Below are 23855 nucleotides of genomic sequence, written 5' to 3'. Positions count from 1 at the left end.
TATTTTCAAAAAATAGAAAATAATTTAAAAACGACTATAAATCATATGATTACAATGGATGGAGCATGGCATCGTATGACACAGGCAAAAATAAGCACACCTACAAATGCAGTAGGTGTGCTTTATTGAAAGGTTATTTACTTAAGTTTATTTAATGAACTGAAACCCGAATAAGCAACGCCCGATAGCTCCGCCATTTCACGATTCCATGTGGCTAAATCATGAGGGTTAAATTGATTCAAATGATCATGCCCACATGCCCTCGCCATCACTTGCATTAATTCTGTCGAGGCTTCGAAGAAGTTCTTAAGCTGATTCGATGCCTTCTCAACATTTAAACGCTGGCGTAAGTCGGCCTTTTGAGTCGCAATACCCGCTGGGCAATTATTGGTGTTACACATTCTTGCCGCCACACAACCTATCGACTGCATAGCACTGTTTGAGATAGCGACACCATCAGCACCAAGTGCCATCGCTTTCACAAAGTCCATCGGCACGCGCAAACCGCCTGTAATGATCAATGTGACTCTGTCACTGACCCCTTGTTTATCGAGATACGCTCTAGCACGAGCGAGGGCTGGGATAGTGGGAACACTGATATGGTCACGGAACATCTCTGGCGCCGCCCCAGTACCGCCGCCACGCCCATCCAAGATGATGTAATCGGCACTGGCATCAAGCGCGAACTGAATGTCTTCTTCGATGTGATTAGCACTTAACTTAAAGCCAATCGGGATGCCGCCCGTCACCTCTCTAACTCGGTCGGCGAACTGTTTGAAATCCTCGACCGTTTTAAGGTCGACAAAGGTGGGTGGAGAAATCGCAGCCGTGCCCGCTTCTATGCCACGCACTTCCGCGATTTTACCTATGTTCTTCGCGCCCGGTAAGTGCCCGCCCGTTCCGGTTTTGGCACCCTGCCCACCTTTAAAGTGAAAGGCTTGAACGTTCTTGAGCTTGGCTTCATCGTAACCAAACTGAGCACTGGCTAACTCATAAAAATAACGAGAGTTCGCCGCTTGCTCTTCGGGTAACATACCGCCTTCACCGGAGCAGATGCCCGTCCCTGCGAGTTCAGCACCTTTCGCCAATGAGACTTTTGCTTCTTCAGACAGCGAGCCAAAGCTCATATCAGACACAAACAAAGAGATGTCCAATTTAAGTGGCTTCTTCGCTTTGGGACCAATAATCAGTTCAGTTCCAACTTGCACGTTCTCCAGCAAAGGCTTGGTGGCCATTTGCGTGACCATTACTTGAATATCATCCCAGTGAGGCAATAGGTGTCTTGGCACGCCCATGGAGGTCATTGGCCCATGATGTCCGACCTTGGATAAACCATCACGCGCTAACTGATGAATAAACTCGACGGTCGGTTCTTCTTTGGTTGCGCTCGCAGCCGGCGACAAATCTGGCGCAGCCGCTTGAATGTGAACCTCTGGGCCTTCTTGCCCAACTTGTTCAGCAGTAAACTGTTTATGAGTGCCATCGCAGAAAGGAAGGTTGTTGGAATACTTACAGCGGCAAAGGTAGGCGTCTCCGCTTTCTTCGGCGACAAAGCTTTTCGGTTTGAAACCCGTACCGGCATGGGAACCGTCACAAAAGGGCTGACTTTTAGATCGGCCGCAGGTACAAAAGTAATACTCTTCTCCCTCTGTCAGCTCGACTTTGACGGGTTTGTTATCCGCGATTACTGGACTCTTCATTGTTCGTTCACCTTTTCTTTTTTATGATTTGATGACTGAAGCGATGACTTGCTCACAAGAGTAAAGTAAAGGTGAGATACGCGGCTAATTCAATAAATGGCCAGATCGGTGAAGTTGATGTACTAGATCGATAGAAACAAAAATGGCCACCCAGTAGGCAGCCATTATGTGTGAGCTTAGTCAAAGCTAATGCATGAAGGGTTAATCGAACAGTTCGATGACCAGCTTATTGTCTCTGATCACCAGATTGGGTTCTGATGATTTAATCAACGACTCTTGAACTTTGTTGCTATCGAGTTTGTAAACGGGAGACTGAGACAAAGCAAAACCTATCATCGATACCGCTGGTTTGAGTAGTGTTTCTATTTCAGGCGAAAGCTGTTTGCCTTTTTCTTCAAAGCGCTCTAGTCGCAGCGACTTTAGATATACCTCGCCACTTTCCTTGTCGTATTCAGGAATCGCGCTGAACTCTAAGTCTAAATCCAACCCCATATTAGGCATATTGAACACTTGAACTTTTGCATTGGTATTCGCCAACACGGACACGCGTTGTTCATCGGCTCGGCCAATTTGTACTTCTAGATCATCCACAGCCACTTGTGCGTACATAACGTTTTGTACACCCACTTCCTGTTCTAACATCACGGAATCTTCAAGGTACTTCGTCATTTCTTGTTCGGTAATGCTATAGCTAACACAACCACTGAGCATCAGGGCTGTCACAGCTATAATCAAACGGTTCATTAACTTTGTTGTCATTGGAGATAGGCTCTTATTTTTTAAATGCATGGAACGGATGTTACCTCGAGATGATACTGTAAATTAGTTGTCACAATAACAGTGTCGGATAACTGGGCAGAATGATCCACCTAAATGGTAATGTCGTATCAATTGAAATTGATGAAAATAGTAAGGAAAACAATGACTGCATTAACGATATTTTACGATGGAACCTGTCCACTTTGTGCAAAAGAGATGGCAGCGCTGACTATGTCTGATTCCAAAGATCAGATCCAGACCGTCGATATCTACAGTGAAGCGTTTTCAAACTACCCGCAAATAGATGCCGAGGCAGCCAATACAATCTTGCATGCACTGGACGAAAACGGAAAGCTGTTGCTTGGTTTAGATGTGACTTACCAAGCGTGGAAGCTAGTAGGAAAGGGTTGGCTGTATGCCCCATTACGTTGGGCGATCTTTAAGCCAATGGCAGACTGGTGTTATCTACGGTTTGCCAAGAATCGATATAAAATTTCGTTCTGGCTAACCGGAAAGTCACGTTGCAACGGTAACAGCTGCACTAAATAGCTGTACTAAATTGCATTGGAATTAAGACATGCCGCTGGCGACTTTGTAGTACACGATGCCAAACAGAGCTCCGAACACCAATACCGTAACGGCCACTTTCAACCAAATAAATTTCATGCTTTGTCCTTTTAATTCTGTTTACTGTTCCACGCGACAAGTTAGCACAACAAAACATACGGTTGTGTAATGATTGATAGAACTTTGTAGTCATACCAATCACAGTAAGTAAGTGTCCAGAAATAGCGCAGGAAAAAAGCTTGAGAACAAGGCGGCTCTTTTCGACAAGAAGTTTCGATAAGTAGTTATTCTACAATCAAAAAAATCTAACGACGTTATCGAGATTTTTAACAAGCTAGGGTGAACAGTTATTTACTACGATTGGTATCAACCCTGATTCCCAGAGAGAACCTTTATGTCGGCAAAAGAGAGAAACCTTCCCACACATCGAATTTCTAGATTCAGTAAGTTTGCCTCGCTGGCGACAAGGGTCGCGGGCAATGTGCTAACGGAAGGCACCAAACAGATTGCACAGGGCAACAGGCCCAAAGCAAAAGACTTATTGTTAACGCCACAAAACATTGCTCGCCTGACCGATCAACTCGCACACCTGCGCGGTGCGGCTATGAAGTTAGGGCAGATGCTGTCAATGGATGCGGGTGACGTCTTGGAGCCGGAGTTAGCCGACATTCTTTCTCGCCTGCGTTCAGACGCCGATCCGCTGCCAACCAAACAACTCAATCAAGTCTTAGAAAGCTCGCTCGGGAACCATTGGAAAACAGAATTCCTGTCCTTCAACTTTAAACCGATTGCCAGTGCGTCTATCGGCCAAGTTCACCAAGCCTATAGCGATGCGGGGGACAAACTCGCCGTCAAAGTCCAATACCCAGGCATTCGAAAAAGCATCGACAGCGATGTTGATAACGTCGGCACACTGCTCAATATTGTTGGCTTGATACCAAAGTCGGTCGACTACAAAGGCTTGTTAGAAGAGGCAAAGAAACAGCTCCACGATGAAGCGGACTATGCTCGTGAGGCTGACTACGCGACTCGTTATCATGATGCATTAAAAGCGCACTCTCACTTCGTGGTACCTAAGATCCATCAGCAAGTCTCTTCAGAATCCGTGCTCGCCATGGACTTCATCGAGGGCGTTTCGATAGAGCAAATCGAAAGTTACGACCAAAGCACACGTGACTTTGTAATGCACAGCTTGCTCGAGCTTCTGTTCAGAGAATTGTTCGATTTCAAGATGGTGCAAACCGATCCCAATTTCGCCAACTACTTATACGTTGAAAACACCCGACAAATTGGCTTATTAGATTTCGGAGCAACCCGAGAATACAGCGACCGCTTCAGTGAGGGTTATCGCTTAGCCTTTTCGTCAGTGATTAATAACGATGAGCAAGGGCTCAACCAAGCGTTAGAGCAAATTGGATTCTTTAGCGAGACAATCCTCCCCGATCAACGCCAAGCGATTCTAAACCTCGTAACAATGGCCTGTGAACCGATGTTGGTTGACGAAGAGTACGACTTCAAAGCCAGTGGATTAGCACAAAAGCTTCGTGAAGCGGGCACCATATTGAGCATGGAGCAAGAGTATTGGCACACACCGCCCGCCGATGCGCTGTTCCTACACCGAAAAATTGGTGGCATGTATCTATTAGCGGCGCGTCTTGGTGCGAAAGTGAATATCAGCCGTTTGGTCGCTCCATATCTTATGTCAGAGAGCAAAAGCACAACTAAAAACGAGAGGGGAAACGATAGCGAAAGCGACAGTAAATAACGAGCAAAGTGATCATTTCAACGTGCTCAAGAGTAATAACCATTACGCTAACTAAAATGAGCCAAACCTATGAAATGTTCACTACTTTGCTCAACCGTATTGATTACCAGCCTAACAAGCTCTATCGCTTTTGCAGCGAGTTGCCCCGAGATACTTAATGGCAAACAACGCTTGTTAAACTCAACCGAAGAAATCGCCCTGTGTGATGAATTTCAAGGCAAGACTTTGTTAGTGGTTAATACGGCAAGCCAATGTGGCTTTACTCCGCAATTTGAGCAGCTCGAGCAACTTCATCAAACCTATAAAGACCAAGGATTCACGGTTATCGGTTTTCCAAGTAATGATTTTCGCCAAGACAAGGGAAGCGAAGAGAAATCAGCTAAAGTCTGTTACCTCGACTACGGTGTGACATTCCCTATGATGGCGCGAGCTTCGCTGTCTGGCACTAGTGCCAACCCAGTATTTGCCGAGATACAGCAGCAAGCAGGCGTAACACCCAAGTGGAACTTCTACAAATTCTTGATCAGTAAAGAAGGCAAAGTGGTCGCAACCTTTCCTAGCTCAATATCTCCAGTGAGTGCCACACTCAAAAACGCGATTGAGCAACAGTTATGAGGGCGGATTACATGGCGACAACTCAAACCCGTAACACCATGGCCAAGTTGGGGTACATGGGGTTAGTCCCTTTTCTATTCGGCCTACTGCTGTCTCTGACCGACAGCCAATTCATCGGAATAAGTGGGGAAACGCTATTCATCACCTACAGCGTGGTTATCTTGAGTTTTCTTTCAGGAATCTTGTGGGGAAATGGCATCGAAAACTTCGAAAGCCAAACCAGTAACAAGGCGCTAATTCTCAGCAACGTGATTGTATTAATCGCATGGTTGGCAGTGTTGCTTGGAGAGCAAAAAGAGTTTCTCACTACTCTGATTCTCATCCTTGGATATATTGCGGTTTGGCGAGCAGAAAGAGCTATGAGAGAAGAGAACCAAAGTGAAGGTCCTGATGGATACTTTGACATGAGAACTCGGCTCACCTCTAGCGTGGTATTGATGCACGGTATCGTGATGCTAACATAGCCCTGTGAGAGTTTGGTTGAAGCGTAAGCCTTTGACCAAAACCGTTAGCAAAAATCTAGATGATGAGCTGCATCACCAGTCTTGCCTCATCATCACCAAAGTAGTTTTCTTCTTGCGTAATAGTAACGAACCCCATCGATGCGTAAAGCGCACAAGCCGATGCGTTATTTGGATCCACAGTTAGTAGTAGCTTAGACTCTTGAGGAAGTTGCGCTATTGCATGCTGCATCAGTTTTCGGCCAATCCCCATCCCACGATAATTCGGATCCACCGCCAATGATAATATCCAAAACTCATGCTGCTTATCTGTGGTTGTCATCAAAGCATAGCCCGCAATCTTAGATTCTTGCTTAGCAACCAATAAGCCTTTGCCCCAGCAATCAAATGCCTGACGAAAGAAAAACTGCGGATAGGCATGGTCGCCAAACAAAGCATGTTCAAGCTGATAGATATCAGCCAGTTCTTGTTTTTCCGCACAGACAATATTCATAGATAGACCTCATTTAAACCGAACCTCAAGTTTAAACATGCAAGCTCAAAGGTGCTATTAATAATATATATCAACAGCCTAAAGGCTTTCGGACTGCCTTAGCTGCCATTTAACTGATGCCTGAGGGATAGATTAGGTTACTTATGTTTTACTGTCGACTAACCAACAGATTGGCGCCAGATAAGGCAAGAAAAACCGAGCACGCTTTGTTGAAACGTTTTGCCATTTGTGGCTTGGAGAACCAGTTTCTGAGGTATAAGCCAAATGCAGCGTAGATAGAAATCGCGAGCATTTCTAACACTAAGAAGGTGCTTCCTAAGATAAAGAATTGTGTGTTCACATTCGCGGTAACATCAACGAATTGAGGTAGGAACGCAGTAAAAATAAGTATTGCTTTTGGATTACCAGCGGCCAGTGCGAATTCTTGTTTAACAAGGCCAAACCAATTCTTATTACGTTCAATGTCTGCTACTGGGCTGGCTTGTGAACGCCATAGGTTGTACGCAATCCACAGCAGGTACATTGCACCAAAAAGCTTGATAAGAAAGAACAAGGTTTCAGAAGTATAAAGAACAACAGCCAAACCCGATGCAGCTAGCGCGATCATGCCAGAAAATGCTGTAATTCGACCTAACCCCGCGACTAGAGCCGCTTGAAATCCATAACAACGAGCGTTGTTCATTGATAACAAATTGTTGGGGCCCGGGGTCATATTGAGCGCAAAACAAGCCGGGATAAACAGCAGTAACTTCCAGATTTCCATTGGTGCTTCCTAATTGCCAAATGCCGCGATTATAAAATCCTTAAACAAGGTCTTATCGTTTATAACAGCATTTAATATCTTTTGTAACTGCATAAAAAGAAGCACCAAATCTATACAGTCACTTTTTCAATCAGTTCTCAAAAAACTGTTCGTACTCAGGTGTCGATAGATTTTCAGCAACGCCAATCTCACCGACGAAATAGATGGCACTCGCAATTGTGTCTATCGTTGGGTTTGATTCTCGCTCTGGAAAATCGCCAACAACGGGAACCGATTTTGGCGCAGACACCGAACTGCAAACAAGGCTGTTACATACCCTGTTTTGATTTTCTAAGGAGATAGCTTCAGGTACGTCGAAGAGCTGGTCCTGTATGTCGTGGTTAGACAATTCAGAAGAAGCGTACGATAAGGTTGAGAATAGAGCTGAGAGCACAATCCACTTGTTCATGTATCTTTCCATTGATGGTATTCATTGAATTTATAAATACTATCGAACCTTACACATTATGAACAGTGTTTTATTTCAATTTGCGTGAGACTGCTTTCCCAGCATCAACTTGTCGAGCAGAGCTTGCGGGACAACGATCACAGAGTATTTCACAAAGGCCACCAGCGTAATTAGACCAACAGCCGTCCCAAGGATAAAGTCATGGACATCAACCAACACCAATCCCAGAAGTTGATCACTCGCTATCGCCACTAATGCGATGCTGACTGCGGTTACCCACTTGCTGTGTTCATAAGGTAATTGTTCCATCGCTTGGCTTACAACATACAGAAGCATGAGTCGCACAACATAAGTTGCACAAAGAACCACGACAACACCCCACACGCCATAAATAGGCGTCACTGTGAAATAACCAATGGCCGCTAAGACAGCACATCCACCTTGAATCCACATTTGAGATTGGCTTGAATCACCGCTAAAACAACCCAGATTCAAATAATCACCTGCATTTTTGATAACGCTAATCGCAAGCAGCGCAACAACAATGGTCCCCGCGTATTGATAACTGCTCGGTAAAATGAGAGATATAAATCCGGGTACCGTTAGAATCATCAACGAACCTAAAACAATAGCGAGGTTCACTCCGACCAACGCCCTATCGGCGCACAATTTGCTGCCACCCGGCTGTTGAAGCATAGCGACACGGTTTGGAAACCACCAAAGCGCGTAAGGCTGTAGCAACAAACCAAGAATCAACGCGAACTTTCCGCTAACCGCATAAATCGCGAGTTCTTCGACACCGACGAAGCTTGCCATCACCCAGCGGTCGAGCCCCATGATCATATACATTGATGCCCCGCCAACCAAAACGGGCAGTCCGAATTTTAAGATCTTCGCTGAGTATTTGAAGCAACCAAAAGATCCCATCTCTTGCCATTGATAACGCACCAAGCAAACCATTAGCAACACACTGGATACCGCAGCTGAAATCAACACACCATCTATACCATATCCAGCCTCAAGTAGAACAAAAGTCATGATGGCTTGAACACCGGCTTTCAAAACATTGAGCATGCAAAAACGTTTCGCCATCGCGTTCATTCGCATCAGCGTTAGCGGGATAGAAATCGCCCCATCGAGCATGGTAGGAATAAGCAGAAGCAGTATCTGGTAAGGCTGGAATTCAACAGGCAACATTAAGATTAACAACGGCATACTGAGGGCAATCAAGGCGCCCCCAAGCACGCACACCAACACACTCAATGTGAAGCAGTTCGAGACGAGCTTTCGCTTTTCATCACCTTCGGCGACACCCACATAACGATACATGGCATCGACAATACCGAAGCTGAACAATATCGTCCCAATGTCTGCCAGCAAGACGATGGCTTCTAAGGAACCATATTCTGCCAACGTCATATTGTGCGTAATGTACGGGATCATCACCAATGAGATCCCTTTCATCATTAATATGCCGATGGCGTAATAAGCCGACTGCTTTAGTGAACCCATAGTCGTCACCTATTCCTTACCAAGCTGGCTTTAGGAAACTTTTACAGTCTCCAATTAGGTGTCGCAATGTGCGTTTTTGAGGTGACATGACCAAAGAACGGAAACTGTAGGCAATAGCCTGTCTGTTCTGTTGTAAACCTCGATAATAGTCAGCATAACCTTCAAGTATTCTCGCCTTGGCAATATTGAAGCTAGACTGCGGTAGGTTCCAACTTTCGCTATCGTCTTGATAGCGTTGAAGAATGGATTCTATGGACTGCAAGTTCCTAAGTTTGAGATTTTCAGTTTGGGTCACTGAGGTGGCTCTCATCAAGTACCCAACCTGCACCGAGTTCAGCACACCTATCTGATGATTTTCACTCATTCGGAGCCATAACTCCCAATCTTCACCGTACTTGATGTCTGCATTAAAGCTGTCTGTTTTAGAGAACACCTCAGCCTTGACCATGACGGTCGAGGTCCCAATCACGTTGTTTTCGATAATGAACTCTAAAGGGTTTTCTATATTGATGAACAACTCGTCTTGGTCTTGAAATTGTGACCAATAACTAAAGCAGTCAACAATGACTTCGTAATCTTCAGTTAGGTGTTCGTAATTGGTAAAGCTCATCGCCAGATCAGGGTATCGCTCATGAAACTCAAGTTGGCGTTCGATTTTTTCTGGGAGCCAAAAGTCATCCGCATCTAAAAATGCGATGTACTCTCCGGTCGCTTTCTCAATACCAAGATTTCTAGCTTGAGGCGCGCCAACACCTAAGGTCGATACCTTAATAATGCGTTCGTCGTGTATCGTCGCAAGATAGGTCGACGTCCCATCGTTGCTGTTGTCGTCAATAATGATCAGTTCGACATCTTGATGAGTCTGTTTAAGCACACTACCGATCGCTTTCGGTAGATAGTCTAAACAGTTGTAGGTAGGAATAATGATACTTACTTTAGCCATAATGACGCTCTCACAGTTATACGTTATATGACCAACATTGCATGTTCTGTGCCGATCACTTATCTCTACTGGATTGCTTTTATATCAGCGACCTACAAGCCTATTCGCAAAATGACGACGAGACGTAAACAACGGAGAAACTCAAAATTCCAATTTGATTTCCATTTTGAGAAAACCAGCTCTATTTGAGCGATAACCGCAGGAAAATCATCCCTATCCCCTCTAAAACGCCCTTTAAAACCCCATTCAATCTTGGTTCGTATTTTGCTTTATTAGTTATTACCTTGGCTTAATAGCTTTAATCACATGAATTTGAGGAGTAAGGAATGAAGAAAGTAGCATTTGTGGCGCCAACCTACCCAGTACTCAGTGAGACATTCATTCAAACAGAAGTCGAGTCTGTGAAAGCTTGTGGGCATGATGTTTGTGTAATGACGTTCAAAATTGAAAACAGCGAAAAGCAGTTCGACTACGACATTGTCGAAATAGGTAAGAATGTACGGATGGGTAAAATCCCCAGCATTAACTGGCTAGGGTTCATCAAGGCTGTTTCATTTGTCTCCAAGCAAAACAGCATGCCCAAAAGATCGCTTTTCGTTTATGGCTTTAAACTGGCTCTGCAACTAGCAGAAAAAGAGATCGACCATGTTCATGCACACTTCTGCCAACACACAACCGCGCATGCCATTGTTGCCGCGAAACTTCTCAACATTACTTGCTCGTTTGTCGCCCACGGACACGATGTATACGAGTTTTCTTATGATATTGAACACAAGATTTCATCGAGCGATTTCGTGGTAGCGGTCTGTAAAGACATGCTCACCGATTTCAATAACATGGCAAAAGGCAACATCAAACTGCTGCATTGTGGTGTGAACACCAACCAATTTAAGCTGCAACCCAAAACGGATACCAAGCTTCTGCGCCTTGTGTTCCTTGGCCGACTCGTCGAGCAAAAAGGCATTCATTACTTGATAGACGCGTTGGCACCGATTGCTCAACCTCTGAATATCCACTTGGACATCGTTGGGACTGGGGACATGGAGCAGCAATTGAAAACCCAAGTAGATCAACACGGGCTAACTCAAAATGTCACCTTTCTTGGCGCACAACCTCACGAATGGGTAAAAGAAAACCTACCCAATTACGATAGCCTAATCGCCCCATTCTGTTTTTCAGAAACAGGCTGTGTCGACACAGGGCCACTCGTATTAAAAGAAGCGATGGCTGTTGGTACGCCTGTAATCACGACCAACATTATGGGGTGTAAGGAGATTGTCACGCCAGAGACTGGATTTTTGGTCAATGAGAAAAGTGTCGAGGAATTAAGAGAAACCATTGAGCGTTTTGCACAGCTCAGCAGCAACGACAAAACAGAAATGGGGATGAAGGCAAGAACAAGAGTCGAGCAGAACTTCAATTCATTTAAGCAGGCACAGCAGCTGTCTCACTGGATAGAAAACCCAGCTTAACGCCATAAGAAATAAGAAATAAGAGATAAGAGATAAGAGATAAGAGATAAGCGTTATAAAATGAGGCAGGAACAAAGCGTTACATTGATGCACACTGTAACGCGATGGCTGTGATGCTTTAACTATCGAGCCTTCTTATCCGGCGCGCAAAGCTAAGATTTCAGTGAGATCGTCAGTGTCTGAATATCGACTCAGGTTCTGCTCTTTAGAAGAAATCGCCACAATAGACATGCGGTCGGCCAGTTCGTTGCCTTCAATACCTACGTGACCATTAACGTGGTGGATGGTAATTTGAGAAGCGAGTTCTTGATAAAGCGCATAAGCAGGCTTGATGATATCGAGGTTTTTGATCTCGCCTCCCGACTTCGTCCAACCTTTTTTCTCCCAACCTGATGCCCACTTAGTAATGCAGTCTATCGAGTATTTCGAGTCACAATAAATCGCCACAGATAAACCCGCTCGGAGCTTTTCTTGCGCGAGGATGAAGGCTTGCTTTAAGCCTTGAAGCTCTGCGGTATTGTTCGTGCCCATCGGTTGATACAAGCCATACCACAACTCGGTTAGCTCATTCTGCAAGTAGACCGCTAACCCCGTTCCTGCTTCACCAGGGTTTGGCTCACAGGCACCATCGGTAAAGATCTTGATGTCAAAAGGCATATCCGTAATTTGCTGCTGAGAAAGAGGCGGAACCTTCGCTTTAGTGGCTGTACGTGGCTTCGCAAATGCAGGCTTAGCACCTGAACTCGACTGAGATGCAGAAGACGCTTTACCACCGAAAGCAGACTCAGCTTCGCCTAATGTTGGAAACGATTTATATCTCGCACCAGCAAAACCATCAACTTGCGACTTACACTCATTCCAAGTGGTAAAAATACCCGGTGTACGACCTTTCCAAACCACATAATACTTCTTAGCCAAATTAACTCCTTACCTGAACCTAAATACACAAATAGTGAATCAATACATTAGAAGTCACCGCGCCATACGTTGCAAGGTCAATCAGTCAAAAACAGGTCTAAAGAAGCTACGTTCATAACTAACAATACAATCGACCTCATCAGCAAATTCGAAGGCTTTGATACACTCAGGATCATTTAGCGACTGAGTACGATACTCTTCATAAGCCGCCAAACTATCAAAAGAGAATAGTGCTAACGCGATATTGTTCGCTCCCTCTGATGGCAAAAAGTAACCATTGTGTTGACCGCCAAATTTAGCCACTAAAGGAATCCACATTTTTGCGTAGGTCTCGAACTCCTTTATCTTTTTAGGATCAATCACATATCGAACATAACAAGTAATCATATTTATACAGCCCTTAAATTATGAGGAAGGAATAAACCTATAATGGCAATCAAGAAAAAAGATATTCAACCGCGACAAGATTGTAGAACAAGAACACCGCCATGCTGACACCGATCGTTAGTAACACATTACCCGTTTTCCATATCAACAGACCTGTCACCACCGCTCCAATCAGGTATGGGTTCTCTAGGCTTGGCCAAAGTGTTTGTTCTGGTGCAAACACAATCGGCCCCCAAATCGCAGTCAGCACTGCGGGGCTTGAATAACGTAGCAAACGTCGCGCTGTTTGGTTTAATCGAAGTGGAATGGCAGGCTCAAGAAACAGATACCGGCTAAAGAACACAATCGCTGTCATGAGTAATATCGTTAACCAAATCATCTCTATTTCCCTTCTGCGATGGGCTTGTTGCCATTGTTTCGCTCTTGAAACGACTCACTGAAAAAGCCCGCTAACATGCCAGCAATCGCTGCAATCATGAGTCCACCTTCAACGTTGTTGACCGACATAGCAACCGATGTAACCAGAGAAACCACCACACATACAACTACAGGCAATGTTCTGATTAACGGGAATACCAACGCGATAAACGTCGCAGCTACCGCGAAGTCGAGACCGATTTCATTGAGTGACGGGATTTGGCTTCCTGCGACAATGCCAACGAAGCTCGCGATATTCCAAACCAGATAAAAACCGCCTCCTACACCCGCCGCGTACCAACGATTAAACTCTTGTTGAGATTGCCCACTGCATATCGCAAACAGTTCGTCAGTGAGCCAAAAACCGAGTAATAGACGCCAGCGAGCCGGAAGATGACTGATTTTGTCGCGCATCGATACACTGTATAAAAAGTGCCTTGAGGTGATGAACAGCGTGGTCAGCAACATAGTGCCAAGGCCAATACCCGCTTTGAACATACCCGCTGCGACCAGTTGCGCCGAGCCTGCGAACAGAATCGCTGACATCGCTTGTGCTTGCAGTTGATTCAATCCAGCGTCTATCGCGTATGAGCCCGCGAGAATTCCCCACGGGATCACGGCGATACTCAGCGGCATTCCAGCTAAAACGCCCTTCCATAACTGAGTGCGCCTATCCATCTTTTGATTATCCATATGATTCTTTTCTCTCTTCACATTGGTTATTCAATGTAAAAACACCTGAGTGGGTTCGATTGTACAAACTTGCTCGATTTCGCGACCGAACTAACGAGTCCAATTTAGAGCATTTTAATGTATTGCCCCGGCGTGTAGCCGTTGGCTTTTTTAAAGTGTCGATGAAAATGGCTTTGATCATGAAAGCCACACTCTTGCGCGGTATCTGAAATCGTATGCCCTTGCTTCAATAACTTGCGAGAAAGCCTCAACCGAGATTGGATCTGATATGCGTGCGGCGGAAGACCAAACTCTTTTTGGAAAGAGCGCACTAAATGAAACGGGCTTAAAGCAGCCAGCTTAGAGAGTTCCTCTAGGGAGACATCGGCCTGCGGAAAATCATCTAAAAACTCTTTCACCAGAACAAGCTGACGCTGAGTTTTGCCATCTAATTGGGGTTTAAGGCTCGATTTCCCATGTCGGCTAATCAGCTTAACCAACATTCCGTACATCAAGGTTTCGCGTAACAGGCGATTATCCGATTCATCAATCGCGTTGAACACCAACCTCAACTGATTAGCGAGCTCAGGATCTTCAACCACCGCTCTTGGGAAATAAGGCGCGCCGTAATTGGGTAAATTAAGCTCTTGAGTGATTTTGGCGAGTTGTTCTGGAAGTGGATACATTGCGCGATACGCCCAACCACCTTCAGTGGCAGAGTGTCCACTGTGAACTTCGTCGGCATTGACCAGAATGATGGCATCTTGTGGTGCGATATGATGCCCGCCCGTACGATAAAAACGTTGAGCACCCTGCTCAATAACACCAAGTGTGTAGCCCTCGTGGCTGTGGCGAGAGAAGTTCTGCTTTTCGTATTCAGCATTCAGGATTTCAAGGCCACCGAGTTCTTCTGTGATCTTATATTCGGCCTTTTCTTTAGAGCGTTTCTTGTTCTCCATAACAATTCCCAAGCCTGTTAATTATCGAGCGACTTATCAGTCTACTCTATAGGCTCTGTCAGCTTTTGTACAAAATTGCGCTTTTGGCGGTTGATGCACTTTTTGACCGAAGAATTAAACGGCTCAATAACGCGTTCTAATTGCGAGCAAGATCGTGCTCTTTAAGCAGTTGGCGAAGAATTGACAAATCAGTGACTTAATCATGCTCATAATTCCCGCCAACTATTGGTAACTGTTCAGAGATATGATGAAGAAAGCCTTAGCATTGATCTTTTTCTTGAGCCTTACAGGCTGCACGCACAATCAATCCAAAGCACTAAGCATGAACTCCTCGTCGGTTAATACATACCCACAATCGATGTCGAACCTGCAACTATGCGACACCTTGTATTACGGGCGCTCAAGCAATCAAACATTGGCAGCGATTGGCAGTGAGTTTAATCGAAGAGGATTATCAAAGAGTTGGTGTGATACCGAAACCAACAAGCTATATCTAACAAAGACAATTGATTGGGTAGCTGAGCAAGTCGAAGACAAGGAAGATTCAGAGGAAGAAGCGTCTGCGGTTGTGCTGCCTGCGAATTAAATTAGGAAATTAGAACTGAACGTCTCTTCGCACTTAATTACCTCGTTTGCTTAGGTAACTGTGTGACCTATTTTTACTCAAAAACTCCCAAGTTAACCTTGCTGCATTCGAAGAAAAACAACCACTTCTTTTCGCTACACAAATATTACGAGGGTACTCCGGCGCAAGAGGAATAACATTTACGCTGGGATGAGATTCTGGAACGGCAAGCTCTGCAACAATAGAAACACCTAAGCCCGCTCTAATCAAAGCAAGTATCGAGGTCAATTGAACAATGGTGTGTTTTTCCTTAAGGCGAGATTTTGATAGCTTAAACCATTCTCTAATGAGCGCCTCGCTGCCCCCTTTACTCAATATAAAATCTCGGTCTTCGATATCCACAGCTGACAAAACTGGTAACTGGGATAAAGGGTCATCTTCATGAACTAAAGCCACCATACGGTCAGTAAAAACTGGGATGATATCTAGATCCAAATACTCTTTATCAACTGCGATTGCAAAATCTACGCGCCCCTCTCGCAATGCCAGTAATGCTTCTTCGTCTGTAAACTCGCTTATTTCAATTTTAATTTGAGGTAAGTGTTGGCTGATCGCATGAATTAGGTTAGGTAAAATATGCGTGGAAGCGGATGCGCCAAAAGAAGCCACTTTCACCTGTCCAGCACCATCTTTTTGAATAAGTCGAAGCTGTCTTAATAGCACTTCTCCCTGCAATTCTTGCTGTTTAGCGAACTCAGCAATTAGCCTTCCTTCCTCAGTTAACAGTAACGGACGACTGTCTCTTCGAATTAAAGCGAAACCTAACACATCTTCAGCACGTCGAAGTGCTTTGCTCGCAGCGGGTTGACTGACTCCTAATACCTGAGCGGCATCAGTGATACTTCCGAGCGCTATTAGCTGTAGAAGTAATTTAGGAACTAATGATGGAATGCTCTCCAAGTCTTCAACCATTTATATAACCTCAAGTTATTTTGATATCTATCTCTATGCTAGCAGACTACTTTTTCCGAAAAATAGAGACTAGTCACCCGGAGAAAACAAATGACTATAGAAACATGGCTAACCTTCTGCCTCGCTTCACTTATCTTAACCATGACGCCAGGTCCCAGCATTTTGTTGGGAGTCATTCATTCAATGAAATATGGCGTTAATAAAGCTATTTTTACGGCACTAGGTGATATCTCAGCAAACTTCATACAGATGATCATTGTTGCAATTGGACTTGGCGTCATAATGTCAGCGTCTGAACTAGCGTTCGCCGTTATCAAGTGGCTTGGGGTCACAACATTGCTGTATATGGGTATCAAGATGTTGTTTGATAAACCTGAGTATGAAGCACAGATAGTCAACAATTCACCCACTGTAATTTCAGGCCACAGACTCTATTTAAGTGGGTTCTTCGTTGCAGCTGGCAACCCCAAAGCGATTGTGTTTTTCACCGCATTCTTCCCCCAGTTCATTGTTCCAACCAAACCCTTGTTATCACAAATGTTGGTGATGTGCCCCACAATGGCAGTGTTGGATTTTACGTGGGTTATGATTTACGCCATATCTGCCAAGAAGCTTCTTGGGGTTATGCAAGATCGCCCAACGTACCTGAATAAAATCAGTGGCTCAGCGCTGTTAATCGCAGCGGTTGTACTCGCTGTCACAAATCACGGTTCCAACCTATAGTCGAGCTAGTAAAGAATAATTACCTTTCATTTGAGAGGTAACAAATTGCTTTCTAGAATTATATTCTGTTGTGATTGTTTACTAGCTTAGAGAGAGTTTTAAAAATTGGGAATTGTCATCGTTCGTCTAAGATATGTAAACACATCTAAGTATTGTACAAACTGCAGATAGCAAAAAGCCGCTCATTAAGAGCGGCTTTTCATATGGGTGGAAGCCCCAGCCACATCCCGGCACACACGTCGCCTGCTGCGGCTGCTCCCTTCCAGGCCTGACCGAGTTCACAAGTTAGTGTTGCGGGAGGACCAGAGCCTCCATAGATTCTTTTTCTAAGAGGCTTGCCTCAAAGAGTGATTGGATTATTAAGCATCGCAGCAACCATTGCAAGCACAAAGCGACTCTTTTTAAACAAATGTGGTTCAAGTGATTACCCTTTACCCAACACACTGTAAAACTGTCGGATAAAGCATCACCTTTGTCTTTGTTTCGCAACACATTCATTCAAACTGCCAGTGCTTAGCTCTGTTCAGGAAAAACGAACCATTACCGAATCACAACTAGAGATCGGTATCTTCGTTCTCTTCCGTTCGAATGATGTAGTCTGTCATCCATGCGGTACCCAACAAACACAACCACACCACAAACACAGGGCTTGGTACTTCAATGCTTGGCGTTATCACCAAAGCAGCAAAACCAACCGTGGGCAATGTCCAACACAGGAGTTTGTTCCAACGGAAAGTTTTCAATCGATTGAGTGTTTCCATCGATGCCATGATACCCGTGACACACAAGGCCACTAAAGCTGCATAAGGTAAGTCAGCTATCCATAATGGCAATATCAAGCCCAATGACCACCAGCTGTGTCGACTCGCGGGTTTCAGATGATTCGCAGCCCACCAAATCACGATGATAGACAACGTCTGCAGTGTGGTTATCCAAGGTGCGCCATCAAGCTTTCCTGCCGATTGCGTGACCATAATCCCAACCTGTAAGGTGGTGACAATCAAACCTGAAATAATCACGACGGACAAACTGCTGCGTCTTGAGAACACAACCATAAGCAGTGGGAATAGCACCCATGCACTGACTGAAAGCGTGATTGGCTGTAAAGGAAGGGTTAAACCGTAAGTCGTCATAGCAGCAAGCAAAGCTAAACCTGCGATACCACCCTGCGGCAGAATCCATAATGCAGGAATGACCATAGCAAGCACTGGGATGTCCCCTTCACTCAAACTGATTGCTCTAGCGCAAACAACGGCTAATAATGTCGTAATTAGAAATTGAAATGTCGAAAAAACCATAGCTCTCTCCTTCTACCGATCCGTGGTATTAATGAACTAGGAACATTTAGTATGGACCAATTTTTGAGCCAAATCTTTGCTGTGATTCACCAAATTCCATATGGGAAAGTAACAACTTATGGAGACATAGCACGTTTTTCAGGATTTCCGGGCTATGCGCGGCATGTAGGAAAAGCGCTGGGGAATTTACCAGAAGGAAGCAAACTGCCTTGGTATCGTGTGATCAACAGTAAAGGCGAGATCTCTTTGAAGGGTGATTCGTTTGATCGCCAGAAGAAACATCTGGTTGCAGAAGGGATTGAAGTGAGTGACGTAGGAAAGGTCAAGCTCAGAATATACAAATGGCAGCCCTAGAGCTGCCACTAATCACCGAGTTAGCTAAAAGACGAATTAGCTAATTAAGATGCCTTAACTGTGGCATCCATTTCTAATTAACGAACACCAACCAAGCGTAGGTCTGCTTGTTGCGTGTTTTCTACGTCTGTAATCACTGACTTAATCGTGTCAGTTGTGAAGCGCAGTTTGCCGTCAACATGAATCGATGCGCGCATGTTGTAACGGTGGTTAGGTTGAATTTTGTTGTTGTCGTAACTCAGTTCGAATGCGAACGGTACTTGCTTACCGTCAGTGGTGAATTCTTGAGTTGCGATAACTGTCGATGGTGCGTCAGCCAGTGAAATATCTTCTAGCGTAACGGTAACCACTGCATTCTCTGGCAATGCAATTCTTTCGCGATAGCTTACTGTTCCTGAAATCACTTGAGTGTTCTCTGCAGCCACTTCCTGAGAAGCGTTCGTTTCTGATGTTGCTTGGCAGCCAACAAGTAGGCCAAACGATACTAAAGACGTAATAAGAATTAGAGCCTTTTTCATATTCAATTTCTCTCAACATGTTTGCCGGACTCGGCAAATCTACCCACCAATTATAAGAGAGCTTTCATATTCTGTCTTGAAACCCTATGATTTATTGACAGATATCTGACTAATCTTAATGATTAACACCATAATCTGACATCCATTTTACGAAGAGGAATGCTGGCGATGAGTCAACCTTTACAAGAATTACTAAGTTTACTTCAGCTAGAGAAACTGGAAGAAGGTTTATTCCGTGGGCAAAGTGAGAACCTTGGTCTGCCACAAGTTTACGGCGGTCAGGTATTGGGACAAGCGCTTTCTGCTGCTCGTTATACTGTTCAAGATGACCGTAGTGTTCACTCGTTCCACAGTTATTTTCTGTTTCCCGGCGATCCTGAAAAGCCAATTATTTACGATGTTGAGAACCTAAGAGATGGACGCAGCTTCAGCACACGCCGTGTTAAAGCGATTCAAAATGGCCGCCCTATTTTCTATCTCACGGCTTCTTACCATGGTGATGCACCAGGTTTTGAGCACCAGAATGAAATGCCAAACATCCCTGGGCCAGAGAACTTTGCCTCTGAAACTGAGCTAGCAAGCCACATTGCGGAGTTCTTACCAGAGAAGCTACGTAAGACTTTCTGTGGCGAAAAGCCGATTGAGATGCGCCCTGTTACTGTTGTTAACCCACTGAAGCCTAAAAAGACCGAAGCAAAGCAGTACCTTTGGGTGAGAGCGAATGGTGCGCTGCCAGATAACCAACTTATTCACCAATACCTGCTTGCTTACGCATCGGATTGGGGGTTCTTGGTGACAGCGCTTCACCCTCATGAAGTGTCTATCATGACACCAAACTTCCAAGTCGCGACGATTGACCACTCAATCTGGTTCCACCGCCCATTCAAGATGGATGAGTGGTTACTTTACGCGATTGAAAGCCCGACAGCGGCTAATACTCGTGGTCTAGTGCGCGGCGAGATCTATAACCAGAAAGGTGAGCTAGTAGCGACCGCCGTTCAAGAAGGTGTGATGCGCTTTACTAAGTAATGAGTAGGCGTTTTTTACAAACACAACACACGCACACCAAATAACAAGGGGCTAGGTATGATACCTAGCCCCTTTCTTTTCATGACATCAACGAAGAGTCGTTGTTCAAGAATCAATAATTCTATTCAGTTTCTAGCGTCGGCTCGAATTCACTTTGTACTCGCGTTTTAATGCCGTCTCCCGCATCTCTAAGCAGGTTGAATGGTGACAACACCACCCCTTTCACAGCACCTTCGGCAGCGCCCTGAGCGAGTGCTTTACTCTTATCGGCCAGTAGGTTTGCTTGATCCAAGATACCCGGCACTTCGGCTCTCAGCATTTCAGATTCAGCCACAACAACTGGGATCGTTTGTTCGCGGTAAGATTTACTTTCCGCAAGCATTGGTGGCATCACATCGACACGGTAGCGTTTCAACTCAGTCAGTGTTGGTGGGATAACTTCGGTTCTTACCTGCTCAACTTCGGTGCGAACGTTTTTCACTTCATCCAAAATCGCGGGGATTTTGCCATCAACAGACGAAACGGTTTGGTTAACTTGGTCAATGGTCTTTCTCACTTCATCAACCGTGTCTAACACCTGAGGAGCCAATTCACTGACATGCTCAGCAAACGCTAACATCTCTTCGACTTTTAACCCTTTGGTGAGGCCTGATAAATCCTCGATAACCTGCGGGTAAGTATCGACGATTTCACCGACTTTATTGGTGAACGAGTAGATGGTGTAGCCCAAATAAAAAATGGAGACAGCTAACACCAATTGGATAGCGGTAGAGACTTTTGCAAACATGAATAATCCTTTTCTTTATCGCAGAGGCGATGTCTAAACTGAGACAAGATGTAGCGTGGTGCTAAGGCTAACTATAGTGGCAGTGCTGTTGTGTACTTCAATGGTTCCATAGCAAACGTTGAAGTCACATTAGAAATCCCATCAATGCTGTTAACCAAACGCTTATAGAAGTCATCAAAGCACTTCATGTCTTTAACCTGCACCTTCATCATATAATCATACTCACCGGCCATGCGATAGAACTCCATCACTTCTGGAAAGTCCGACACAGTATTCACAAAGCGCCCATACCACTCATGAGAATGGTCGCTGGTTTTCACCAATACGAACGCGGTAAAAGAAAGATCTAACTTCTCAGGATTGAGCAACGCCACCCTTTTTTCGATGATGCCGTTCTCTTCAAGACGCTTGAGTCGCTTCCAGCAGGGCGTTGTTGTGAGGTTAACGGCTTCAGAAATATCGTTCAGTGACAGCGTGCTGTCTTCCTGTAACAACCCTAATATTTTTTTATCTACGGCATCTATCACACTTTCACCAAATCGCATTTAAATAGAATAATTTTCTACATTTTAGTCAAAATAAAGCAAATATGGCAAAGTTTTTCTCTCCAGTTCTAGCTAAATTATAACCATACCAATTACAAAGAATTCCTACACAAGATCAGGAGAACGCTTATGTGCACTGACCATCAATGGATTAACAATGCGATTCGTAAAATTGAAGCCGACTACCAACGCTCAGCGGATACGCACCTTATCAAGCTAGACCTTCCAAGCATCGAAGGCATTGATATCTACCTTAAAGATGAAAGCACACACCCAACAGGCTCTTTGAAGCACCGTTTAGCGCGTTCTCTGTTCTTATACGCTATCTGTAACGGTTGGGTTGGCCCAGAAACGACGATCATTGAATCGTCATCTGGTAGCACGGCTGTGTCTGAAGCGTACTTTGCTCGCCTACTTGGTCTTCCGTTTATTGCGGTAATGCCAAAATGCACAGCGAAGAAAAAGATTGAACAGATTGAATTCTACGGCGGCCAAGCACACCTTGTTGACCGTTCAGATGAAATTTACGACGAGTCTCGCCGCTTAGCGACGGAACTTAATGGCCACTACATGGACCAATTTACTTACGCCGAACGTGCAACCGACTGGCGTGGTAACAACAACATCGCGAACTCGATTTTCAATCAAATGCAGATGGAAGATCACCCGGTTCCAACTTGGGTAGTCATGAGCCCGGGTACAGGTGGTACTTCTGCAACAATCGGCCGTTTCATTCGTTACCAACAACATGAGACTAAGCTTTGTGTTGTCGACCCTGAGAATTCAGTATTCCATGAGTACTTCAAAACGGGCAATACGAATGTGAAAGGCAACACATTCAGCAAGATTGAAGGCATCGGTCGTCCACGAGCAGAACCAAGCTTCATTCCAGGTGTGGTTGACGAAATGCGTAAGATTCCAGACGCAGCAAGCATCGCTACGACACATTGGTTGTCAGACATTCTTGGTCGCAAGGTTGGCGCATCTACAGGTACCAACATGTACGGTGTGCTTCAACTGGCAAGCGAGATGAAAGCACGCGGTGAGAAAGGCTCTATCGTGACTTTGCTTTGTGATAGCGGCGAGCGTTACCTAGACACTTACTTCAATGACGAGTGGGTGAACAACAACATTGGTGACCTACAACCTTACGCAGCGAAGTTGGAAGCTTTCTCTCAAACGGGTGAACTGGCTTAAGTTCATTAACTAACAAGTTTACAATAACAAAAAGGACGAAGTTAACTTCGTCCTTTTTCTTTATAACAAGCCCCTATTAAGAAACTTATTAATCGCTATTACTGTGTTATTTTTGTCACTACAGACAAAGATGCATTATCACTATAAGTATCTACAAACAAAAACCCTTCCAGTTTAATTTTACCTTTTGTGTTAAACAGAGTTTCAAACGCATTATCAATATATTTATCTAATGAACAACATGACACTAGAAAGTTATCTGTTTGCACTAAAAAGCTACACCCCGGATAAGAAATATCATCGACAGGTTGAATATTCTTTTTAGTCAGGCTACTTTTCACAATAAAACCCGTCACGCCAAATTGATTCATATTAATATCCTGAAAGTTTGATTATTAATCGTAAATATTAGAAATAATAGGCGAACAATAAAGTTCACTTTAACAATGGATGATTATGAGCTCACTTCAAATGCTTCTGATAACGCCTCTACAGAGGTTTCAGAGACAAACTCACCATCAACAAAGTACTTAACGTTTGCACCTTCCTTCACGCCGGTTACCGTTGAAGAAGTGCCGTCAACATAAGTCACTTCCATCTCAATAGTATTTTCGTCAATGGTTCTTATGTGGCTGTCTTCAATGTTGTGGTACGTCAGAGGATCAATCGGTGCATCACGCAGTGAAGGATCAAGATCTCCATTAATATCAATCATTGTCTCGACTTTACTATCAAAGATATGCGGAGTGCCGTCGAAAGGGTTTGACCCCGTCCAGAACTCGATTGAGTTAACAACGAAGTAATCTGCCAATGTTGTAAAGCCATAAACGGGTACCAATAAGAAGTTAACACCGCCACGTGCATAGCGGTTATCAACAACCTTTATGTTGAATTCCATTAACTTTTTAGTCGTGAAATTGCTACCGACACAACCGCTAAGAATTGGGACAAGTAACAGGATACCCGCAAGCTTGATTGAGCTCTTTTTACTGAAGATTTTCATTTCATCTACCTAC

The 23855-nt window shown here is 44.6% G+C and carries 29 protein-coding genes and 1 other RNA gene; 10 read left to right on the top strand and 20 right to left on the bottom strand.

The window, feature by feature from the left end; genetic code table 11:
- Window positions 1-137: 137 nt before the first annotated feature.
- Together OCV12_RS04790 and OCV12_RS04785 are read right to left on the bottom strand one after the other, a co-directional pair.
- Window positions 138-1700: a glutamate synthase-related protein gene (locus OCV12_RS04790; protein WP_261885470.1), complete on the bottom strand. Its 1563-nt coding sequence runs from the start codon at window positions 1698-1700 to the stop codon at window positions 138-140.
- A gap of 201 nt (window positions 1701-1901) precedes the next feature.
- Window positions 1902-2459: a DUF1439 domain-containing protein gene (locus OCV12_RS04785; RefSeq protein ID WP_261885469.1), complete on the bottom strand. Its 558-nt coding sequence runs from the start codon at window positions 2457-2459 to the stop codon at window positions 1902-1904.
- Window positions 2460-2621: 162 nt separating this feature from the next.
- Between OCV12_RS04785 and OCV12_RS04780 the strand changes: the two genes are divergently transcribed.
- From OCV12_RS04780 to OCV12_RS04765, 4 genes are all read left to right on the top strand, one after another.
- The gene (locus OCV12_RS04780; protein WP_261885468.1) at window positions 2622-3008 is read left to right on the top strand and encodes a thiol-disulfide oxidoreductase DCC family protein; all 387 of its coding nucleotides are present in this window, start codon (window positions 2622-2624) and stop codon (window positions 3006-3008) included.
- A gap of 412 nt (window positions 3009-3420) precedes the next feature.
- Complete coding sequence (locus OCV12_RS04775) at window positions 3421-4791, top strand: ABC1 kinase family protein (RefSeq protein WP_261885467.1); 1371 nt, start codon at window positions 3421-3423, stop codon at window positions 4789-4791.
- A gap of 69 nt (window positions 4792-4860) precedes the next feature.
- Window positions 4861-5406: a glutathione peroxidase gene (locus OCV12_RS04770; RefSeq protein WP_261885466.1), complete on the top strand. Its 546-nt coding sequence runs from the start codon at window positions 4861-4863 to the stop codon at window positions 5404-5406.
- Window positions 5403-5870 (top strand): DUF3429 domain-containing protein, encoded by a 468-nt coding sequence (locus tag OCV12_RS04765; RefSeq protein WP_261885465.1) that lies wholly within the window; start codon window positions 5403-5405, stop codon window positions 5868-5870. The genes OCV12_RS04770 and OCV12_RS04765 overlap by 4 nt, the downstream gene beginning before the upstream one ends.
- Before the next feature lie 55 nt (window positions 5871-5925).
- Here the strand turns inward: OCV12_RS04765 and OCV12_RS04760 are convergent, their stop codons facing one another.
- From OCV12_RS04760 to OCV12_RS04740, 5 genes are all read right to left on the bottom strand, one after another.
- On the bottom strand, window positions 5926-6360 hold the full coding sequence (locus OCV12_RS04760) for a GNAT family N-acetyltransferase (protein WP_261885464.1): 435 nt from the start codon (window positions 6358-6360) through the stop codon (window positions 5926-5928).
- Window positions 6361-6508: 148 nt separating this feature from the next.
- Window positions 6509-7123, bottom strand: a complete 615-nt coding sequence (locus OCV12_RS04755; RefSeq protein ID WP_261885463.1) for a LysE family translocator — start codon at window positions 7121-7123, stop codon at window positions 6509-6511.
- Window positions 7124-7253: 130 nt separating this feature from the next.
- Window positions 7254-7571, bottom strand: coding sequence for a hypothetical protein (locus OCV12_RS04750; protein ID WP_261885462.1), 318 nt, complete (start codon window positions 7569-7571; stop codon window positions 7254-7256).
- 75 nt (window positions 7572-7646) lie between these two features.
- The gene (locus tag OCV12_RS04745) at window positions 7647-9083 is read right to left on the bottom strand and encodes a lipopolysaccharide biosynthesis protein (RefSeq protein ID WP_261885461.1); all 1437 of its coding nucleotides are present in this window, start codon (window positions 9081-9083) and stop codon (window positions 7647-7649) included.
- A gap of 16 nt (window positions 9084-9099) precedes the next feature.
- Complete coding sequence (locus OCV12_RS04740; protein WP_261885460.1) at window positions 9100-10026, bottom strand: glycosyltransferase family 2 protein; 927 nt, start codon at window positions 10024-10026, stop codon at window positions 9100-9102.
- 326 nt (window positions 10027-10352) lie between these two features.
- Here OCV12_RS04740 and OCV12_RS04735 point away from each other — a divergent pair, with 326 nt between their 5' ends.
- Window positions 10353-11498 carry a glycosyltransferase gene (locus OCV12_RS04735; protein ID WP_261885459.1) on the top strand — a complete coding sequence of 382 codons (1146 nt, stop codon included), beginning with the start codon at window positions 10353-10355 and terminating at the stop codon, window positions 11496-11498.
- A gap of 135 nt (window positions 11499-11633) precedes the next feature.
- On the opposite strand, the gene OCV12_RS04730 is transcribed toward OCV12_RS04735, so the two are convergent.
- From OCV12_RS04730 to OCV12_RS04710, 5 genes are all read right to left on the bottom strand, one after another.
- Window positions 11634-12416: a ribonuclease H family protein gene (locus tag OCV12_RS04730; protein ID WP_261885458.1), complete on the bottom strand. Its 783-nt coding sequence runs from the start codon at window positions 12414-12416 to the stop codon at window positions 11634-11636.
- Between the two features lie 81 nt (window positions 12417-12497).
- The gene (locus tag OCV12_RS04725) at window positions 12498-12803 is read right to left on the bottom strand and encodes an NIPSNAP family protein (RefSeq protein WP_261885457.1); all 306 of its coding nucleotides are present in this window, start codon (window positions 12801-12803) and stop codon (window positions 12498-12500) included.
- A gap of 49 nt (window positions 12804-12852) precedes the next feature.
- Window positions 12853-13182, bottom strand: a complete 330-nt coding sequence (locus OCV12_RS04720) for an AzlD domain-containing protein (RefSeq protein ID WP_261885456.1) — start codon at window positions 13180-13182, stop codon at window positions 12853-12855.
- Window positions 13183-13184: 2 nt separating this feature from the next.
- Window positions 13185-13913, bottom strand: coding sequence for an AzlC family ABC transporter permease (locus OCV12_RS04715; protein WP_161679099.1), 729 nt, complete (start codon window positions 13911-13913; stop codon window positions 13185-13187).
- A gap of 104 nt (window positions 13914-14017) precedes the next feature.
- Window positions 14018-14851 (bottom strand): AraC family transcriptional regulator, encoded by an 834-nt coding sequence (locus OCV12_RS04710; RefSeq protein ID WP_102268974.1) that lies wholly within the window; start codon window positions 14849-14851, stop codon window positions 14018-14020.
- A 247-nt stretch (window positions 14852-15098) separates the two neighbouring features.
- Between OCV12_RS04710 and OCV12_RS04705 the strand changes: the two genes are divergently transcribed.
- The gene (locus OCV12_RS04705) at window positions 15099-15437 is read left to right on the top strand and encodes a hypothetical protein (protein ID WP_017631023.1); all 339 of its coding nucleotides are present in this window, start codon (window positions 15099-15101) and stop codon (window positions 15435-15437) included.
- A 33-nt stretch (window positions 15438-15470) separates the two neighbouring features.
- On the opposite strand, the gene OCV12_RS04700 is transcribed toward OCV12_RS04705, so the two are convergent.
- Complete coding sequence (locus OCV12_RS04700; protein WP_261885455.1) at window positions 15471-16388, bottom strand: LysR family transcriptional regulator; 918 nt, start codon at window positions 16386-16388, stop codon at window positions 15471-15473.
- 90 nt (window positions 16389-16478) lie between these two features.
- Here OCV12_RS04700 and OCV12_RS04695 point away from each other — a divergent pair, with 90 nt between their 5' ends.
- Window positions 16479-17111 carry a LysE family translocator gene (locus OCV12_RS04695; RefSeq protein ID WP_261885454.1) on the top strand — a complete coding sequence of 211 codons (633 nt, stop codon included), beginning with the start codon at window positions 16479-16481 and terminating at the stop codon, window positions 17109-17111.
- 211 nt (window positions 17112-17322) lie between these two features.
- Here the strand turns inward: OCV12_RS04695 and ffs are convergent.
- Window positions 17323-17419: signal recognition particle sRNA small type (ffs, locus tag OCV12_RS04690), an RNA gene on the bottom strand.
- 246 nt (window positions 17420-17665) lie between these two features.
- A complete protein-coding gene (locus tag OCV12_RS04685) occupies window positions 17666-18409 on the bottom strand; it encodes a VP0952 family biofilm-associated protein (protein WP_261885453.1) in 744 nt (247 codons plus the stop codon).
- A 51-nt stretch (window positions 18410-18460) separates the two neighbouring features.
- On the opposite strand from OCV12_RS04685, the gene OCV12_RS04680 reads away from it, so the two are divergent.
- Window positions 18461-18763, top strand: a complete 303-nt coding sequence (locus OCV12_RS04680; RefSeq protein ID WP_261885452.1) for an MGMT family protein — start codon at window positions 18461-18463, stop codon at window positions 18761-18763.
- Between the two features lie 77 nt (window positions 18764-18840).
- Here the strand turns inward: OCV12_RS04680 and OCV12_RS04675 are convergent, their stop codons facing one another.
- Window positions 18841-19281, bottom strand: coding sequence for a YbaY family lipoprotein (locus OCV12_RS04675; RefSeq protein ID WP_017631049.1), 441 nt, complete (start codon window positions 19279-19281; stop codon window positions 18841-18843).
- A 168-nt stretch (window positions 19282-19449) separates the two neighbouring features.
- On the opposite strand from OCV12_RS04675, the gene tesB reads away from it, so the two are divergent.
- Entirely contained in the window at window positions 19450-20310 is an 861-nt protein-coding gene (gene tesB / locus OCV12_RS04670; RefSeq protein ID WP_026084268.1) for an acyl-CoA thioesterase II, read from the top strand.
- Window positions 20311-20431: 121 nt separating this feature from the next.
- On the opposite strand, the gene OCV12_RS04665 is transcribed toward tesB, so the two are convergent.
- Both OCV12_RS04665 and OCV12_RS04660 read right to left on the bottom strand, forming a co-directional pair.
- Window positions 20432-21097, bottom strand: coding sequence for a hypothetical protein (locus OCV12_RS04665; RefSeq protein ID WP_048658196.1), 666 nt, complete (start codon window positions 21095-21097; stop codon window positions 20432-20434).
- A 71-nt stretch (window positions 21098-21168) separates the two neighbouring features.
- Window positions 21169-21642 carry an Lrp/AsnC family transcriptional regulator gene (locus OCV12_RS04660; protein ID WP_017631052.1) on the bottom strand — a complete coding sequence of 158 codons (474 nt, stop codon included), beginning with the start codon at window positions 21640-21642 and terminating at the stop codon, window positions 21169-21171.
- A gap of 129 nt (window positions 21643-21771) precedes the next feature.
- Between OCV12_RS04660 and OCV12_RS04655 the strand changes: the two genes are divergently transcribed.
- On the top strand, window positions 21772-22839 hold the full coding sequence (locus OCV12_RS04655; RefSeq protein WP_017631053.1) for a PLP-dependent cysteine synthase family protein: 1068 nt from the start codon (window positions 21772-21774) through the stop codon (window positions 22837-22839).
- A 98-nt stretch (window positions 22840-22937) separates the two neighbouring features.
- Here OCV12_RS04655 and OCV12_RS04650 read toward each other — a convergent pair whose 3' ends face one another.
- Window positions 22938-23210: a hypothetical protein gene (locus tag OCV12_RS04650; protein WP_261885451.1), complete on the bottom strand. Its 273-nt coding sequence runs from the start codon at window positions 23208-23210 to the stop codon at window positions 22938-22940.
- Window positions 23211-23293: 83 nt separating this feature from the next.
- A complete protein-coding gene (locus tag OCV12_RS04645) occupies window positions 23294-23842 on the bottom strand; it encodes a DUF3332 family protein (RefSeq protein ID WP_176681746.1) in 549 nt (182 codons plus the stop codon).
- Window positions 23843-23855: the final 13 nt, after the last annotated feature.

The organism is Vibrio pomeroyi, from assembly GCF_024347595.1.
GTDB lineage: Bacteria > Pseudomonadota > Gammaproteobacteria > Enterobacterales > Vibrionaceae > Vibrio > Vibrio pomeroyi.
Note: the sequence above shows the minus strand (reverse complement) of the source record. Positions and strands in the feature narration are given on the sequence as shown.

What these genes read in the sequence shown, in the direction of transcription:
- OCV12_RS04775 (WP_261885467.1), top strand. Translation starts at nt 3,421, where the DNA reads ATGTCGGCAAAAGAGAGAAACCTTCCCACACATCGAATTTCTAGATTC.
- OCV12_RS04700 (WP_261885455.1), bottom strand. Translation starts at nt 16,388, where the DNA reads ATGGTTGAAGACTTGGAGAGCATTCCATCATTAGTTCCTAAATTACTT.
- OCV12_RS04680 (WP_261885452.1), top strand. Translation starts at nt 18,461, where the DNA reads ATGGACCAATTTTTGAGCCAAATCTTTGCTGTGATTCACCAAATTCCA.
- OCV12_RS04780 (WP_261885468.1), top strand. Translation starts at nt 2,622, where the DNA reads ATGACTGCATTAACGATATTTTACGATGGAACCTGTCCACTTTGTGCA.
- OCV12_RS04660 (WP_017631052.1), bottom strand. Translation starts at nt 21,642, where the DNA reads ATGCGATTTGGTGAAAGTGTGATAGATGCCGTAGATAAAAAAATATTA.
- OCV12_RS04785 (WP_261885469.1), bottom strand. Translation starts at nt 2,459, where the DNA reads ATGACAACAAAGTTAATGAACCGTTTGATTATAGCTGTGACAGCCCTG.
- OCV12_RS04740 (WP_261885460.1), bottom strand. Translation starts at nt 10,026, where the DNA reads ATGGCTAAAGTAAGTATCATTATTCCTACCTACAACTGTTTAGACTAT.
- OCV12_RS04665 (WP_048658196.1), bottom strand. Translation starts at nt 21,097, where the DNA reads ATGTTTGCAAAAGTCTCTACCGCTATCCAATTGGTGTTAGCTGTCTCC.
- OCV12_RS04685 (WP_261885453.1), bottom strand. Translation starts at nt 18,409, where the DNA reads ATGGTTTTTTCGACATTTCAATTTCTAATTACGACATTATTAGCCGTT.
- OCV12_RS04720 (WP_261885456.1), bottom strand. Translation starts at nt 13,182, where the DNA reads ATGATTTGGTTAACGATATTACTCATGACAGCGATTGTGTTCTTTAGC.
- OCV12_RS04715 (WP_161679099.1), bottom strand. Translation starts at nt 13,913, where the DNA reads ATGGATAATCAAAAGATGGATAGGCGCACTCAGTTATGGAAGGGCGTT.
- OCV12_RS04695 (WP_261885454.1), top strand. Translation starts at nt 16,479, where the DNA reads ATGACTATAGAAACATGGCTAACCTTCTGCCTCGCTTCACTTATCTTA.
- OCV12_RS04645 (WP_176681746.1), bottom strand. Translation starts at nt 23,842, where the DNA reads ATGAAAATCTTCAGTAAAAAGAGCTCAATCAAGCTTGCGGGTATCCTG.
- OCV12_RS04710 (WP_102268974.1), bottom strand. Translation starts at nt 14,851, where the DNA reads ATGGAGAACAAGAAACGCTCTAAAGAAAAGGCCGAATATAAGATCACA.
- tesB (WP_026084268.1), top strand. Translation starts at nt 19,450, where the DNA reads ATGAGTCAACCTTTACAAGAATTACTAAGTTTACTTCAGCTAGAGAAA.
- OCV12_RS04760 (WP_261885464.1), bottom strand. Translation starts at nt 6,360, where the DNA reads ATGAATATTGTCTGTGCGGAAAAACAAGAACTGGCTGATATCTATCAG.
- OCV12_RS04655 (WP_017631053.1), top strand. Translation starts at nt 21,772, where the DNA reads ATGTGCACTGACCATCAATGGATTAACAATGCGATTCGTAAAATTGAA.
- OCV12_RS04770 (WP_261885466.1), top strand. Translation starts at nt 4,861, where the DNA reads ATGAAATGTTCACTACTTTGCTCAACCGTATTGATTACCAGCCTAACA.
- OCV12_RS04790 (WP_261885470.1), bottom strand. Translation starts at nt 1,700, where the DNA reads ATGAAGAGTCCAGTAATCGCGGATAACAAACCCGTCAAAGTCGAGCTG.
- OCV12_RS04675 (WP_017631049.1), bottom strand. Translation starts at nt 19,281, where the DNA reads ATGAAAAAGGCTCTAATTCTTATTACGTCTTTAGTATCGTTTGGCCTA.
- OCV12_RS04650 (WP_261885451.1), bottom strand. Translation starts at nt 23,210, where the DNA reads ATGAATCAATTTGGCGTGACGGGTTTTATTGTGAAAAGTAGCCTGACT.
- OCV12_RS04765 (WP_261885465.1), top strand. Translation starts at nt 5,403, where the DNA reads ATGAGGGCGGATTACATGGCGACAACTCAAACCCGTAACACCATGGCC.
- OCV12_RS04725 (WP_261885457.1), bottom strand. Translation starts at nt 12,803, where the DNA reads ATGATTACTTGTTATGTTCGATATGTGATTGATCCTAAAAAGATAAAG.
- OCV12_RS04745 (WP_261885461.1), bottom strand. Translation starts at nt 9,083, where the DNA reads ATGGGTTCACTAAAGCAGTCGGCTTATTACGCCATCGGCATATTAATG.
- OCV12_RS04755 (WP_261885463.1), bottom strand. Translation starts at nt 7,123, where the DNA reads ATGGAAATCTGGAAGTTACTGCTGTTTATCCCGGCTTGTTTTGCGCTC.
- OCV12_RS04705 (WP_017631023.1), top strand. Translation starts at nt 15,099, where the DNA reads ATGAAGAAAGCCTTAGCATTGATCTTTTTCTTGAGCCTTACAGGCTGC.
- OCV12_RS04735 (WP_261885459.1), top strand. Translation starts at nt 10,353, where the DNA reads ATGAAGAAAGTAGCATTTGTGGCGCCAACCTACCCAGTACTCAGTGAG.
- OCV12_RS04750 (WP_261885462.1), bottom strand. Translation starts at nt 7,571, where the DNA reads ATGAACAAGTGGATTGTGCTCTCAGCTCTATTCTCAACCTTATCGTAC.